The sequence below is a fragment of the Hymenobacter sp. UYAg731 genome, assembly GCF_054061335.1.
In genome coordinates this window covers 53280-67004 of sequence record NZ_JBSSEC010000001.1, presented here as the reverse complement: position 1 = coordinate 67004, position 13725 = coordinate 53280, and the positions used below count along the sequence as shown (strand labels likewise).

Annotated in this window: 14 protein-coding genes; 4 read left to right on the top strand and 10 right to left on the bottom strand. The window is 57.0% G+C overall.

Going from position 1 to position 13725, the window contains the following annotated elements:
* Window positions 1-60 precede the first annotated feature (60 nt).
* Together ACVWYF_RS00265 and dgt are read right to left on the bottom strand one after the other, a co-directional pair.
* Window positions 61-945 carry a hypothetical protein gene (locus ACVWYF_RS00265; protein ID WP_457063528.1) on the bottom strand — a complete coding sequence of 295 codons (885 nt, stop codon included), beginning with the start codon at window positions 943-945 and terminating at the stop codon, window positions 61-63.
* Complete coding sequence (gene dgt / locus ACVWYF_RS00260; protein ID WP_457063527.1) at window positions 938-2392, bottom strand: dGTP triphosphohydrolase; 1455 nt, start codon at window positions 2390-2392, stop codon at window positions 938-940. The genes ACVWYF_RS00265 and dgt overlap by 8 nt, the downstream gene beginning before the upstream one ends.
* A 423-nt stretch (window positions 2393-2815) precedes the next feature.
* Between dgt and ACVWYF_RS00255 the strand changes: the two genes are divergently transcribed.
* Window positions 2816-3418, top strand: a complete 603-nt coding sequence (locus ACVWYF_RS00255; RefSeq protein WP_457063526.1) for a helix-turn-helix domain-containing protein — start codon at window positions 2816-2818, stop codon at window positions 3416-3418.
* 126 nt (window positions 3419-3544) lie between these two features.
* Entirely contained in the window at window positions 3545-3970 is a 426-nt protein-coding gene (locus tag ACVWYF_RS00250; RefSeq protein ID WP_457063525.1) for a hypothetical protein, read from the top strand.
* Window positions 3971-4333: 363 nt separating this feature from the next.
* Here ACVWYF_RS00250 and ACVWYF_RS00245 read toward each other — a convergent pair whose 3' ends face one another.
* Both ACVWYF_RS00245 and ACVWYF_RS00240 read right to left on the bottom strand, forming a co-directional pair.
* A complete protein-coding gene (locus tag ACVWYF_RS00245) occupies window positions 4334-5917 on the bottom strand; it encodes a peptide MFS transporter (RefSeq protein WP_457063524.1) in 1584 nt (527 codons plus the stop codon).
* Window positions 5918-6101: 184 nt separating this feature from the next.
* On the bottom strand, window positions 6102-6995 hold the full coding sequence (locus ACVWYF_RS00240; protein ID WP_457063523.1) for an AraC family transcriptional regulator: 894 nt from the start codon (window positions 6993-6995) through the stop codon (window positions 6102-6104).
* A gap of 241 nt (window positions 6996-7236) precedes the next feature.
* On the opposite strand from ACVWYF_RS00240, the gene pckA reads away from it, so the two are divergent.
* Window positions 7237-8862: a phosphoenolpyruvate carboxykinase (ATP) gene (pckA, locus tag ACVWYF_RS00235; protein WP_457063522.1), complete on the top strand. Its 1626-nt coding sequence runs from the start codon at window positions 7237-7239 to the stop codon at window positions 8860-8862.
* A gap of 78 nt (window positions 8863-8940) precedes the next feature.
* Here the strand turns inward: pckA and ACVWYF_RS00230 are convergent, their stop codons facing one another.
* Window positions 8941-9117: a hypothetical protein gene (locus tag ACVWYF_RS00230; protein ID WP_457063521.1), complete on the bottom strand. Its 177-nt coding sequence runs from the start codon at window positions 9115-9117 to the stop codon at window positions 8941-8943.
* Window positions 9118-9182: 65 nt separating this feature from the next.
* On the opposite strand from ACVWYF_RS00230, the gene ACVWYF_RS00225 reads away from it, so the two are divergent.
* A complete protein-coding gene (locus tag ACVWYF_RS00225; protein WP_457063520.1) occupies window positions 9183-9896 on the top strand; it encodes a 16S rRNA (uracil(1498)-N(3))-methyltransferase in 714 nt (237 codons plus the stop codon).
* Window positions 9897-9908: 12 nt separating this feature from the next.
* Here the strand turns inward: ACVWYF_RS00225 and ACVWYF_RS00220 are convergent, their stop codons facing one another.
* The 5 genes from ACVWYF_RS00220 to ACVWYF_RS00200 all read right to left on the bottom strand — a co-directional run bounded on the left by ACVWYF_RS00220 (window position 9909) and on the right by ACVWYF_RS00200 (window position 13682).
* Complete coding sequence (locus ACVWYF_RS00220; protein WP_457063519.1) at window positions 9909-10997, bottom strand: hypothetical protein; 1089 nt, start codon at window positions 10995-10997, stop codon at window positions 9909-9911.
* 179 nt (window positions 10998-11176) lie between these two features.
* Window positions 11177-11683 carry a hypothetical protein gene (locus ACVWYF_RS00215; protein WP_457063518.1) on the bottom strand — a complete coding sequence of 169 codons (507 nt, stop codon included), beginning with the start codon at window positions 11681-11683 and terminating at the stop codon, window positions 11177-11179.
* 89 nt (window positions 11684-11772) lie between these two features.
* A complete protein-coding gene (locus ACVWYF_RS00210) occupies window positions 11773-11916 on the bottom strand; it encodes a hypothetical protein (protein ID WP_457063517.1) in 144 nt (47 codons plus the stop codon).
* Between the two features lie 108 nt (window positions 11917-12024).
* A complete protein-coding gene (locus ACVWYF_RS00205) occupies window positions 12025-12738 on the bottom strand; it encodes a hypothetical protein (protein ID WP_457063516.1) in 714 nt (237 codons plus the stop codon).
* Between the two features lie 74 nt (window positions 12739-12812).
* The gene (locus ACVWYF_RS00200) at window positions 12813-13682 is read right to left on the bottom strand and encodes a cation diffusion facilitator family transporter (RefSeq protein WP_457063515.1); all 870 of its coding nucleotides are present in this window, start codon (window positions 13680-13682) and stop codon (window positions 12813-12815) included.
* Window positions 13683-13725: the final 43 nt, after the last annotated feature.

Sequence of the window (13725 nt, the reverse complement as noted above, 5' to 3'; positions counted from 1 at the left end):
CAGTGTCTGGCGGGGATTTTTGGTGGGATGAATTAAACGAGTGCTTAAACAGGAAGTATTCTAATACTTACTATTACAATCAGAAGCAGCAGAGGACCATAGGGACATTTGATGATTCTTGAAGAGACTCAGTTGGCTTGTGCCAGGGATAATTAAAGGCAAAGCTGTTTTCTTCTTAGTCGCTGCGTGGCGGTGTATTATCTCCAACCACTTGTTCATGTTATAGTCTACAATAACTGTCCTGCCGTAATGTCGACCTTGTAATCGGGCGAATTCCTGCATTGTATATCTATCGGCATGCTTGGCGATGTACTGCACCAATTTCGGACCTAACTTAAAACGCAGTCGTTGTGCAACTAATAGTGAACGCACGACACAGTACTCAGGAGAAGGATTGTGTTCGTAATTGATTTCTACTGTCCGAGTACGAAAAGCTGAAAAAAATCCGTGTTCGAATACCTCCCGGGTTCCATTGGGCTCGGAAGGCCACAACTGCATGGCTATTGCCTCAACATTAAGAAAAGTTGTCCGGGGTAAACAGTCAAAGGATGCTTCAAGGGAACTGCCCACTGGGTAGTGATGGAAGGCCCAAGTTTTTCCAAGTGGCCAGAGGTCAAATTCCCAGCCATCGTTTTTAAAATTCAGCCCTCCATAACGGTTTCGACGGGGATTCCAACGGCTTACCTTCTCATCTATGTCTTTGACTGCTTCGTCGCTTACTACCAAGTCAACATCACGCGGCTCCATCCCCGTAAGCAAGTCGCGCAACATACCGCCAAAAAGGAATAATGAATTACCTGAGCTCCGCAATTCGCCTAGCGTGCTGTGTAATTGACTAATCTTTTTGTCCTCTTTACGCTGAGGATTGGGTTCAAGGATACTTTCCAGTCGAAGATGTAACGACCGTGTCAGGTGCTTGGTGGATTGAGGGGGAGAGTTACGCATTGAACAACTCACGATGAAGCGTTATTGCGAAAGTGTCCGTCATGCCGCATAGATAATCAGCAATCAGTTGCAGTTTGCGGTACTCAGTTGGTATACGCGGTGTGCTAGAAGCCGCATCGTCATTAATCTCTTTTCGGTAAACAGCACGATAGTTCTCCGAAAGAAGAGCGTATGTTTTTTTGTCAAAGCCCTTCCTGTTCTCTTCATCTGGTACTACTCCACTCCAAAATAGGTCAAGCAACTCATTTATGACCCGCCGTCCCATCAACTCTACCTTGAGGATAGAAGGCATAGTAAAAATTTTGCTTTGAGCGAATTTTTTGCAAGCAGCTCGTAGTGTAGCAGTGCTACCAGCTTCTAGTAAATCATCCTCGAATTTACCAGACATGATGTCGTCGTACTTCTCATCGAAGACGTTGACAACAGCATCCATGTGCCTCCCAATTACAATCGTTCTAAGTATCTGAGCTAAAGCTTCCCCTTCTGCCTGCGCTGTTAGCTCCAGGTCCACCGCTCTCCGCTTACGCTTTTCCAAGCTTTGCTTCGACTGTTGCCATATCTCCTTAAACTGCTCAGAAGCCTCGCTTTTCCCCATAGCAGCTTCTAGTTCACCCCAAGTAAAGGCCCCCTTTTTGAAGCCATCTTCCAAGTCCACAGCAGAGTATACTATATCATCCGCCGCTTCAACTATAAAGGTGAGTGGATTACGCATGTCGCCAGTCCCGACTTCTTGGCGAACTTTCTCTATGATGTCCTTTTCGGAATAGAAAAACCCTGGCTTGCTATGGGCATGTCTACTTTTATTGCATTGGTCAGCCTTGGCGACATATTTCAGGGAAGCAGACAAAGTGCCCGCCGTTAAGTTCAGCCCATCGTAATCGCCCAACATTTGGAGTTTAGTCAGTAACCGAATGGTTTGCGGGTTACCATCAAAACGCCGAAAATCCTCGCTCAACTTAGTGCCTGGGATGGCGGCATTCAGCTTATCCCCCAGACTAGAGGTAGTGATATTAGGCTTATCCAACAGCTTGATAAACCAATCCTTCATCGCTTCTTCCCCAGAGTGGCCAAAGGGAGGATTACCAGCGTCGTGTATGAGCCCACAAGTGGCGACGATAGCAACGATATCGGCTTGTTGTTTTGGAGAAAGTGATGCTTTGGGCTCCAAAGTCTTACTGCAAATACGACGCGCCAGCCCTTGAGCGATGTTAGCAACTTCATGTGAGTGGGTCAGGCGAGTACGTACAGAATCGTTAGGCTCCAGAGGAAACACCTGTGCTTTGTCCTGTAGACGTCTAACCGGCGTCGAAAAAAGGATTCGGTCATAGTCACGCTGAAACTCGGAGCGGGTGTCGTCATTTGTGCGCAGAGTAGATGTTGATGGAGTCGCATCATTTAGAGCACTCACGCGCTTTTCAGATAGAAGTTTAGACCACTCGAGAATCATCGTAATTTATTAAGAGTCAAAGATTAGTTACTAGAGACACGGACCCAACTACCGAATACAGACAGTTATCCAAAGGGATTGTTAGTGATTAGCTACCCCAAAGAAACACGGAGCCACAAGACTGGGCAACTTTTATAAGCCAGCTTGCTCCCCACGGCCTGATTTAACAGTTTTTGCGCAAAAAAAACCGCCAGAGCTACTGGCGGGGCTCTTTGTTTCTCCAGCGGCTGAGGCGGCGGGCTGGCCGGGCGGGTGGTTAGTAACGCCAGCCGGCCCGACATGCGCGGGCCGAGCCCCTACCGGCAGCCTAGCTACCGCTACGGGGGGACTCAAAAAAATGGCGGCTAAAAGTTGAGTCCTCCCCGAGCGGGGACTCAAAATAAAGCGCCTGTAATTTTGAGTCCCCCCCGGCGTTAGCGCCCCATGACTGAGCTTCCCTACGCCCCCGATGAGCGGCTGACCACCACCCGCGCCCACTTCGGCCTGAGCCAGCGCGAGGCGGCCCATCTGCTGGGCACCACCCAAACCCGCATCAACCACGCCGAAACTGGCCGGCGGCCCCTGCCCTACGCCGCCGGCCAGCGCCTGCGGGCCCTGCACGCGCTGGTGCGGGCCGCCCCCGCCGGGCCGCCCGCCCCCGGCCCCGACGAAGCCGACGACCTGGGCCTGGCCATCGGCCGGCTGGCCGACTGCCGCTACGCCGCCGCCCGGCTGGCCTACCGCCTGGCCCAGGTGCTGCCCGCCCGCGCCGCCCCGGCCCGACAGCGGCTGGCCGCCGCCGTCGCCGTGCCCGCCGCCCTGGCCCTGGCCCCTGGAGCCGACCCGCTGCCGCCCCAGCGCCTCGGGGCGCAGCAGGCCCAGTGGGCGCTGCTGCTCAGCCAGGCCCGGCAGGAGCTGCTCGGCACCAGCGGCCGGGCGGCCACCCTGCTGGCCCAGGCCCGCCTGGCCGGCCTGCGCGCCGAAGCCGCCGTGCTGGCCGCCGCCCTCGAAGCGGGGGCAGAGAATTTGGAGGGGGAAATACAATAAACCGGAATGGCAGCGGTTTAGGGCTTCGTCAGCACGTCGGGCAGCAGGCCCGGCATGACGTGCTGACGAAGACTTGTTTGCCCGGCATTTTTTCCTTTCACTTTTTTCCACTTCAACCGTCTCCCCATGTCTTACACCGATGCCCAAATCGTAGCGGCGCTGCTCACCCAGGCCGAATGCGACCGATTGACGGTCTTCCTGACCAACAACAAATCCACGGCCGAGTACCAGCGCCTGGGCCTGACCAACTCCGTCACCAACTTCGACAGCGCCGAAGGCCGCGCCGCCGAAATCACGCGCCTCACCACCCAAAACGCGGCCCGCACCCTGGAGGTGGCCGCCATCACCGCCCCGGAAGCCCAGGCGAAGGCCAAAGCCGACCTGCTGGCCGACGAAACCCGCCTCAATAACCTGGTGCTGAAAACCTACCGCCAGGGCGGCGACGACAAGGCCGAACGCATGTTCGACGCCAACACGGCCGACAGCCGCGTGGCCCGCGCCGATGTGCTGCTGCCGCTGGTGGCGGCCCGCAAGGCCGGGCTGCCGGCTTAGCGCCCGGGCCGGGCAGCGCCCCGCCAGCGCCGGGCGGGCCAGCGCCCTTCCCCATCCTCCCCGAAAGCCCTCCCAGCCCTGCGGCCGGGAGGGCTTTTTTTGGCGCTTACCCGCGTCCCGAAAACCGGCCGGGCCGCTGTAGAGACGCATCCTTGCGTCTCCCGCTCGCACCGTTAGCGCCCCGTTCAACGCGGAGACGCAAGGATGCGTCTCTACAGCGTTCCCGCGTAACCACAGTAGCCAGGCAGCCACTGTTGCGTGACTACTTAACCCAAGTTGCGGGTACATTCGGTTCGAAGGGAAAGAAAAAGCCCCCGATGCAGCAGCATCGGGGGCTTATTCAGGGGCGGATGGCGGGTGCGCTTAGGCAGGCTCAACTGATGGAGTAACGCCGGTGGTAGGCTCGTCATCCATCATTTTGGTCAGCTTGCGGTAAATGAGCAATAGCAGGAAGGCCGTGGCACCGCACAGCACCACGAACACCATGAAGAACTCATACAGCCCGGTAATCTCGAAGCCCGCGAAGTGCGGAGCAGGCTTGCCCGGTTCGGGATAGAGCGCGCCCAGCGTGCCCGAAAACTTGTTGCCCGTGGCGATAGCCAGAAACCACACGGCCATCATCAGCGAGGCCAGGCGGGCGGGAGCCAGCTTGTTCACCAGCGCCAAACCAATAGGCGACAAGCACAGCTCGCCCCAGGTATGCAGCAGGTACATGGCCGTGAGCCAGAACATGCTCACTTTGGTGGTGGCAGTCACACCCTTTACCCCGAAGGCGATAACGAGGTAGCCAACAGCCAACAGAGCCAGACCATAGGCCATTTTCAGCGGGGAAGAAGGCTCCCAGCCGCGCTTGCTCAGCCAAGTCCAGAGCACAGCAAATACCGGCGCGAAGAGGATGATACCGAACGGATTGATGGTTTGAAAGAACGAAGCCGGCACAAGGAAAGAGCCCAGCTGCCTGTCGGTCTGTTTATCGGCGAAGGTGGTGAGCGAGTTGCCCGCCTGCTCAAACGCCGCCCAGAAGAAAATCACGAAGAAGCCGATAATGAGCACCACGTTGATTTTGCGGCGCTCGATGGATGTGAGGGATTTATCGGCCAGCACGGCAATGGGTACCACAACCATAGCCGAATAGATGAGCGAATCAATGATTTTCTGGTCGAGCACCACGAAATAGAGAAGCGCGAACACGCCAGCGAACAGGGCCACCAGCATCAGGTTCTGGCGGTTATTCACGGCGGCATCGCTGGCGCTCTGGACGGGCTGGCGCTCTGGCTTGGCCCCTAGCGGCGCGCCCTCGGGCGTTACCACGAAGCGGCCCTTCAGAAACTCAAATGTGGCCGTGCCCAGCAGCATACCAATGCCGGCCAGCAGGAAACCCCACTTGAAATCGGCTGGCCGGCCGGTATCGCCGAAGTAGCCGCACACGATGGGCGCAAAGGTAGCCCCCAGGTTGATGCCCATGTAAAAGATGGTGTAGGCCACATCGATGCGCCGGTCGCGGGCCGGGTAGAGGTTGCCCACCATGCTCGAAATATTCGGCTTAAAAAACCCGTTGCCGAAGATGAGCAGCGCCAGACCAGTGTAGAAGGCCATGTGCGAAAAGCTCACATTCTGGTAGGAGCTGGCCGACGCGAAGAGTACGAACTGCCCCAGCGCCATCATCAGCCCGCCCACCATAATCGAGCGGCGGTTGCCCCAGTAGCGGTCGGCGATGTAGCCGCCCAGTAGCGGCGTCAAATACACTAGGCCCAAATACGAGCCGTACAGGTTGGAGGAATCCGCCTCGCTAAACAGTAGCGCCTTCACCATGTACAGCTTCATGATGGCCCGCATGCCATAGAAGGAGAACCGCTCCCACATTTCGGTGGTGAACAGCACGGACAGCCCCTTGGGGTGGCTCGTGGATTCCGCAGATTGCTCCAGGGGAGCAGAAGTGGTTTGCATTGAGGGAAACTAGGGGTGAGAAATAAGAGGAAAACGGTTGAAAAGTGGCCCGCTGCGCAAGTGCTGCAATACGGGCACGGTAAATCTAGGAAAGTTTCGGCATTGTGACCGTAGCGCGAACTTTCAGTTCGCGTCCCCACGCCATTCCAGTAGGTCGTTCAGGGACGCGAACTAAAAGTCCGCGCTACTTCCCCGCGCCGTCGCTCCGGTACGCCTTGGCGCGGTAGGCTCCCGGCGAAAGCCCGGTCTGCTTGCGGAAAAACCGCGTGAAATAGCCGGGGTCCACAAACTGCAGCTCGTAGGCGATTTCGGCCACCGAGAGCGAGGTATATAAGAGGTAGTTGTGCGCCCGGCGGATGGTGTGGGCCTGCACAATCTGCTGGGCGGTTTTGCCCTTCACCGCCTGGCAGATTCGGTTGAGGTGGACCGGCGTAATCTTCAGCTCCTGGGCAAAGTCCGATATTTTCTTCTCGAACGGGGCGGTGCGCTCAATGGCTTTCTGGAACTCGCGGAAGTAGTGCAGGGCACGGTTCGGGCTTTCGTCCTGGCCCCGGCGGTGGTGCAGCAGCCGGAATATTTTCACGAACAGCAGCTTGAAATAGCCATTCAGCGCGAGCTGCTTGCCGGGCAGCTCCGAGTTGATTTCCTCGTGAATCTGCTGCTCCAGGGCCGATAAATCGGCGAAGCTGACTTCCGGGTTGAAGTCGGACAGAATGTGCAGCGCGTTGATTTCGACCAGCACGCCGGGCGTGGCTTGCAGAATGGTATCGAGTAGGGCCTCGGAGAGCGTGAGGGTGCGGCCCTTCACCTGCGGGCTGAAGGTGAAGCCGTGGACCGTATTGGCCGGAATGATGACCAGGCAGGGCGTGCGCAGCTCCACCGGCTCGCTGGCCTCGAAGGCGGCGCGGCCGGCTTCGAGGAAAAACAGCTGGAACAGGTTTTCGTGCAGGTGCGGCTTGAGGCCCCAGTCGGTGACGCGCTGCCGGGGCACGATGAGTTGGCTCTGGAGGTAGTCGTGCGAAATCCGGGCCTTGTGGTCGCCGTAGATTCCGTTGTAGCGCGCTATTTCGATGGCCATGACGAACGGGTTTTTATAGGGACAAAGGGAACCATCGGGACGGCCCGAATGGGCAGATGATTGAATTATTCTGGCCCGAAGGAGCTTACTGTGCCACCTGCGGCACGAACAGTCATTAGTTTGGCCATATCAGGTTTGATTTGTCCTGGTAAAGAAACGAATTGTTTCACTACCGGCCCGCCCGGCGATTCTACCTTTGTATCCTCAGTCACGAGAATTCCCACCCAACACTTTCATAGCCATGCAAGAAGCTTCCACCCTTGCCGCCGACACCCGCAATCGTTTGCAGCCTTTGGGCTTCAGCGAAACGGCTACTGTTCACCTCAACCTCCCCCCCGCCGCGCTCGTGGAGCACGCCCTGCGCAACGGCGAAGGCCAGCTCACCGATGCCGGCGCGCTGATGGCCGACACCGGCAAGTTTACCGGCCGCTCGCCCAAAGACCGGTTTGTGGTGAAGGACGCCAACACCGAAAACAGCGTGTGGTGGGGCGACATCAACATCCCCTTCGCCCCCGACAAGTTCGACCAGCTGCACCAGAAAATGGTGGCCTACCTGGCCGATAAGGAGCTGTACGTGCGCGAAGCCTACGCCGGCGCCAACCCCGACTACCAGCTCAAGCTGCGCGTGGTGAACGAGCAGGCCTGGCACAACCTGTTTTGCTACAACATGTTCCTGCGCCCCGAAGAAGGCGCGGACACGTCCTGGACGCCCGATTTCAGCATCATCTGCGCCCCCGGCTTTGAGGCCGACCCGGCCGTGGACGGCACCCGCCAGCCCAACTTCGCCATCATCAACTTCACCAGGAAGATGATTCTGATTGGCGGCACGGGCTACGCCGGGGAGATGAAAAAGGGCATTTTCGGGGTGCTGAACTACCTGCTGCCCCACGAGCACAACACGCTGAGCATGCACTGCTCGGCCAACGTGGGCAAAGGCGGCGACACGGCCATCTTCTTCGGCCTCTCCGGCACCGGCAAAACCACCCTCTCGGCCGACCCCAACCGCGGCCTCATCGGCGACGACGAGCACGGCTGGACGCCCGACGCCGGCATCTTCAACTTCGAGGGCGGCTGCTACGCCAAGGTGATTGATTTGAGCAAGGAGAAGGAGCCCGAGATTTACGACGCCATCCGGTTTGGCTCCATCGTGGAGAATACGCGCTTTATACCTGGCACCCACACCGTGGACTACGCCAATAAATCGGTGACGGAGAACACCCGCACCGCCTACCCCATCAACTTCATCCCCAACGCCATTGAGCCCGGCGTGGCCGATGCGCCGAAGAACATTTTCTTCCTCACGGCCGATGCCTTTGGCGTGATTCCGCCCATCAGCAAGCTCGATAAGAGCCACGCCATGTACCTGTTCATGTCGGGCTACACGGCCAAAGTAGCCGGCACCGAAATGGGCGTAACCGAGCCGCAAACCACGTTCTCGGCCTGTTTCGGCGCGGTATTCCTGCCGCTGCACCCCACCAAATACGCTGAGATGCTGGGCAACAAGATGGACGAGAACCCCGACATCAACGTGTGGCTCATCAACACGGGCTGGACGGGCGGCAGCTACGGCACTGGCCACCGCATGAAGCTGCCCTACACCCGCGCCATGATTACGGCCGCCCTCAACGGGCAGCTCGACGAGGTGAAATTCACCAAGCACCCCGTGTTTGGCATGATGGTGCCCGGCGCGGTACCCGGTGTGCCCACCGAAATCCTGGACCCGCGCAACACCTGGGCCGACAAAGAAGCTTACGACAAAACCGCGTCGGACCTGGCCGAGAAATTCGTGGTAAACTTTAAGAAATACGCCGAATTTGCCAATGAGGAAATCCTGGCCGGCGCGCCGCACGTTGCGGTAGAAGCCTAGGTTTCCGCAGTAGTTCACTCACCAGAAAGCCTCGTCGGTTGCAGCCGACGGGGCTTTTGCGTTTAGGAAATCTGGATACTACTTATTCAACTCTTCTTTTTTCTTTTGCCTCACACCTAAAAATGCTGCCGCTGCAAAAATGAGTGTACAAAGCTGGTGTAACCAGTCCGGTAAGCCGGCGATTACACCAAACGAGCTCAAAATATACAGCGCGATAAAAATACCAGTGAGGGTAAAATAGCCTTTTGAAGTCATCTTTTCTGATTTCCCCCAAAGCTATCGACAAGTGATGGGAAACAAAAACTCTCCAACTTTGCCCCATGCTCACCTGCTTCGCCCCCGACCTCACGCCCACCGCCGCCACCTACCAGCTCTCCGAAGAGGAAAGCAAGCACGCCGTGCGCGTGCTGCGCCTGGCCGCCGGTGATGCCGTGGAACTGCTCGACGGGCGCGGCGGCCACTACCGGGGTGAAATTGCCGAAGCCAACCCCAAGCGCTGCCAGCTCCGCATCACGCACCACGAACTCATTGCACCCCGCCCCTACTTCACCCACATCGCCGTGGCCCCCACCAAAAACCTCGACCGCATGGAGTGGTTCGTGGAAAAGGCCGTGGAAGTGGGCGTGGAGCGCATCAGCTTCCTGCGCTGCGCCCGCTCCGAGCGCCGCGAGCTGAAGCTGGAGCGGCTGGAGAAAATTGCCATCAGCGCGCTGAAGCAGTCGGGCCAGGCGTGGCTGCCGCAGCTGGATAGTTTGCAGGATTTCGGGGCTTTCGTGGCGGGCGTGATGCCCGAAACCACGTTCATCGCGCACCTGGAGGAGGGCGAGCGCACGGCGCTGACGCAGGTGGCCAGCGCGGGACCGGGCTGCTGCGTGCTCATCGGGCCGGAAGGAGATTTTACACCGCAGGAAATTGCCCTGGCGCTGGAGAAAGGAATTCGGCCGGTGACGCTCGGGGCTTCGCGGCTCCGGACGGAAACGGCGGCGCTGGCAGCGGTATTCACGGCGCATGTTGCACGGCCTTCTACACTATAAAAGACCGGAATATTAAGCAGCAGATTTCGCCGCTGACTTCGCCCCGCAGGACGCACAAAATGGCAGGTGCGCGAAGTTTTTGTGGCCGCAGTTGTGGCAGTCGACAAACAAGTTCAGGCCGCAGTGGCGGCAGAAATCCGTAACAACCTGCAAGGCTTCATTGCCAATGGTTTTGGCAGGTGCTTCCCACTTCTTGATGATAAAATCTTTTCCGCAGGATGGGCAAAAGTGGTTTTCTAGTGCCTTCTCAGCCACTTCGAGTTGCACGTTCCGGGCCCGCTCCTGGGTCGACGATTTTAATTCTTCCTGCTTTTGCTCCATGTAAGCGCGAATTCGCTTGATGGCATAATACCCCAACCCCACCGATAGGGCAATGCCGACCGTGTAACGGATGTAACCGCCGTAGCTGGGCAGGTATGGCACGAGGCCGACAAAAAAAGCGTACAGCGAAAAGAGCGAGAAACCGAAATACAACGGCCAGAATTTGTGCTTCCGGTAGCGCACAAAGAAGAAGATGCCGAGCCCCAGGATAGGCCCCACGAACAGCAGTCGGATGAGAAATATTTTCAGGTCGTGCCAACGCAGTGCGGCGTCGAAGCGAATTTGAGCCGACTGATTTTCCTTGTCTAGTTGCTTCTGAATTAACTCCTTCTGTTTATTTCTGGCATTAATCTGGAGTTTGCGGACGTTGAGTTTGGAGCGCCAGTCCTGCTCTATTTTATAATATTCATCGAGCTTTCGGGCGCGGTCTACCACCTCTTGGTCTTTATCCGGAGAGCCCAGCGTTTTGCGAGTTTTTATCCAGTTTTCGAACGACTGTTTTTCGTTGTCATAATTTTGCCGGGCCGTGGCAATTGTTTGTTCGATGGCCTCGTTTTTGTCTTGCAGTGTCTCGGCTTCCAACTGCAGGACGGCAAGCTGGTCCTCCAGGGCGGCGCGCCCCTTGCTTGCGAAGCTTTCGAGTTGGGGACGCTGGCTGGCGGGGTCCAGGTCGCCAATGATTTTTTCGGAAAGCGCAATTAAAAATCCGCACAAAACCAGCGAAATCAGGGTGTATACCAGTTTGGAGGTACGCTCCAGTTTGCTGCTGTTGAATTCCATAGTGGAGCCTAACGTAATAGGTTGTTTTTTTTGCGAAGGGCTGTGCAAGGCCGCTTTACCTGGTGCTGCGCCGGGGTATTAGGTCCGTCACGCTGGGGGCCTCACGGCAGCGCGAAGCGACGGCGGCACTAGCGGCAGTATTCGCGACGCAGTCGATGCGGGAAGAGTTAGGTTAGGGTTTAGTCGAACGAGAAATGGAAGTCTTGCTCTGTTCGGCGCTCTTGGTGCAGCTTTTCCCAGAGCCCGTACGTTAAAGTCATTTCCGATAACTGCTGTTGGGTAACATCTCTGAAATAAAATGCTAAAATCTGAAAGTCTCCTTCGGGGAGTTTTTCTATTTGGTCTTTGATTAGCGCATAAGCCTGAGGGTCTTTCTCAGCAATGGTGGGCCCATAAATTACGAGCCTGACTTTCCCGCCAGAATGCATGATATCTAAGCGTCTTGCCGGTTCATTATTGACTCGGTGCGTTATGCCCATGCTTAACACAGGTGGAAAATCTTTTCGCTCCGCAGCAGTAACGCTAAAATAAGCCACAACATCTGTCCCGCCGACGGTATCTACAATCTGCGCTTTGAGAAGCCTCAAATCGTAGATAGAAGTCGTCTGAGCCCGACTCGGATAACTTAGCAAACCGCCTGCAACTAAAGCCAGGCCAACAGATGCTATTCTGACTAGAATTCTCACTGATGAATTATATAGTGTGGTGGGAAAACGAGATAAACATAGCCTTACACAACCAGCACCGACGCATCCGCCTGCGAATCCACTGCGGTCTACGCTTCTAGGACGGCGGCTTTGGCCAGTTTCTTCTTGCGCCACGGGGCGTCCTGCTCCCAGTCGCCGGCCATGATGCAGCCGTAGGGCTGGATTTCGTCGATGACGGTGGCCGGGTTGAAATAGGTGATTTGCTGCTTCACGTCCTCGGCCTTTTTAACTATTTCACGTGGTCGACAGCTGTTCGCATCAGATTGGCAGCATACCTACCAGCCGCCTAAAGTAATCAGTTGGTGCCAACCGGCCGGCAATTACGGCTCGGGCTCATCGTATCTGATGGATGACTTGCCCTGCAGTTCCTCGAAATAAAAACAGTCGAAAGCAATTTGGGCCAGAATAATTTTCACCTGATTAATTTTTGCCTTCTCACCAAATGGCAGCCATAGCAGGAGGTTATCCTGACGGTCATCCAGCCGGAATCCCAACGCCTGCAGGTGCCGGATGTGCCGCTTTCCCAACGTGTAGGCGGCCCGGTGACGCCGCACCGCCGGCAGCGTGATGAGGAGGGTTCTTCGGAGTGGTTTGAAGATGAGGCAAAGCCGTTCTGACTCGCTCAGCACCAATGTAAAGGAGTCAATTTGTGCCTCAAACAGCTTCATTAGCGCTTGGTGCAGCGCGGTTGCTGGCGGCGCATTGGTTTGCTGCGTCGCCCGGGCCTCCAAAGCCGCCAGCTTCTGCCTTTCAGCCCCAATCCAGTCCCGGTAATGGTCCAGAACCCGTCCTGATTCGGATGCGCTCAACTCCTCAAGACCCTTGATGCAGCGAATGGCATACTGCTTCTCACCGTGCAAAGGGTCCTGCAGATTCAGCAGAATTTGCAGCTTCCGCCCTACCCGCCGCATGCCTTTCGCCAGGCGCTGGGCGGTACCGTAATCGCCTTCGGTCACGCACGCATCAATGGCGGCCGTCAGCGTACGATATTCGGCTTCACAGTAAGAAATAAGCCGTTTCAGCTTGCCGCTCATATTAGCAAATCAAAGGATTTGTGACGAAGCTAAAGCCAAATTAATTAGCAACCATCGTCGCATCGCCTTTCCTTTTATTCCTGCGGCTCAATATGAATCAGTACGTTGGCCAGTTGCGGCAGCTCGTGCCGGAGCGCATCCTGCAGCTGGTGGGCAATTTCGTGGCCGCGCCGCACGGTGAGGTCGCCGCTCACGGTGGTGTGCAGGTCGACGAGGTACTGCATGCCGGCTTTGCGCACGAAGCACTTTTCGGTGCCGCGCACGCCGTCCACGGTCAGCGCGACCCGGCGGATTTCGGCCACCAGGTCCTCGTGGGTGTTTTCGTCGAGAATTTCGCCGAGAGCCGGCCGGAAAATATGGTAGCTGTTGTAGAGAATCAGGCCGGCGGCCAGCAGCGCGGCCCAGTCGTCGGCCGCCTCGTAGCCCTTGCCCATAACCAGCGCAACAGAAATGCCCACGAACGCCGCCACCGACGTGATGGCGTCGCTACGGTGGTGCCAGGCGTCGGCTTTCAGGGAGGAGCTGTTCGTTTCCCCAGCTTTTTTCATCACCACCCGGAAAGAAATTTCTTTCCAGATAATAATGACGGCCAGCACAATAAGCGTCCAGGCTTTGGGCAGGGCGTGGGGCGTACCGATGTTCTGGATGCTTTCGTAGGCAATGATGGTGGCCGAGGTGATGAGGAAGCCCACCACCAGAAACGTGACCAGCGGTTCGATGCGGCCGTGGCCGTAGGGGTGGTTGTCGTCGGCCGGGCGGGCGGCATATTTCAGGCCCAGCAGCACCAGCACCGAAGCAAAAATGTCGGCCGTCGACTCGATGGCATCGGCCACCAAGGCGTAGGAATTGCCGAAGAAGCCGGCCAGCCCTTTAATCAGGGCCAGGCTGGTATTGCCGGCAATGCTGAAATAAGTGGCTTTGACGGCGGTTTCTTCGTTGGTCATGACCACGGGTACGGGCAGCTAACCAACGCGGTTTTCAGCATCG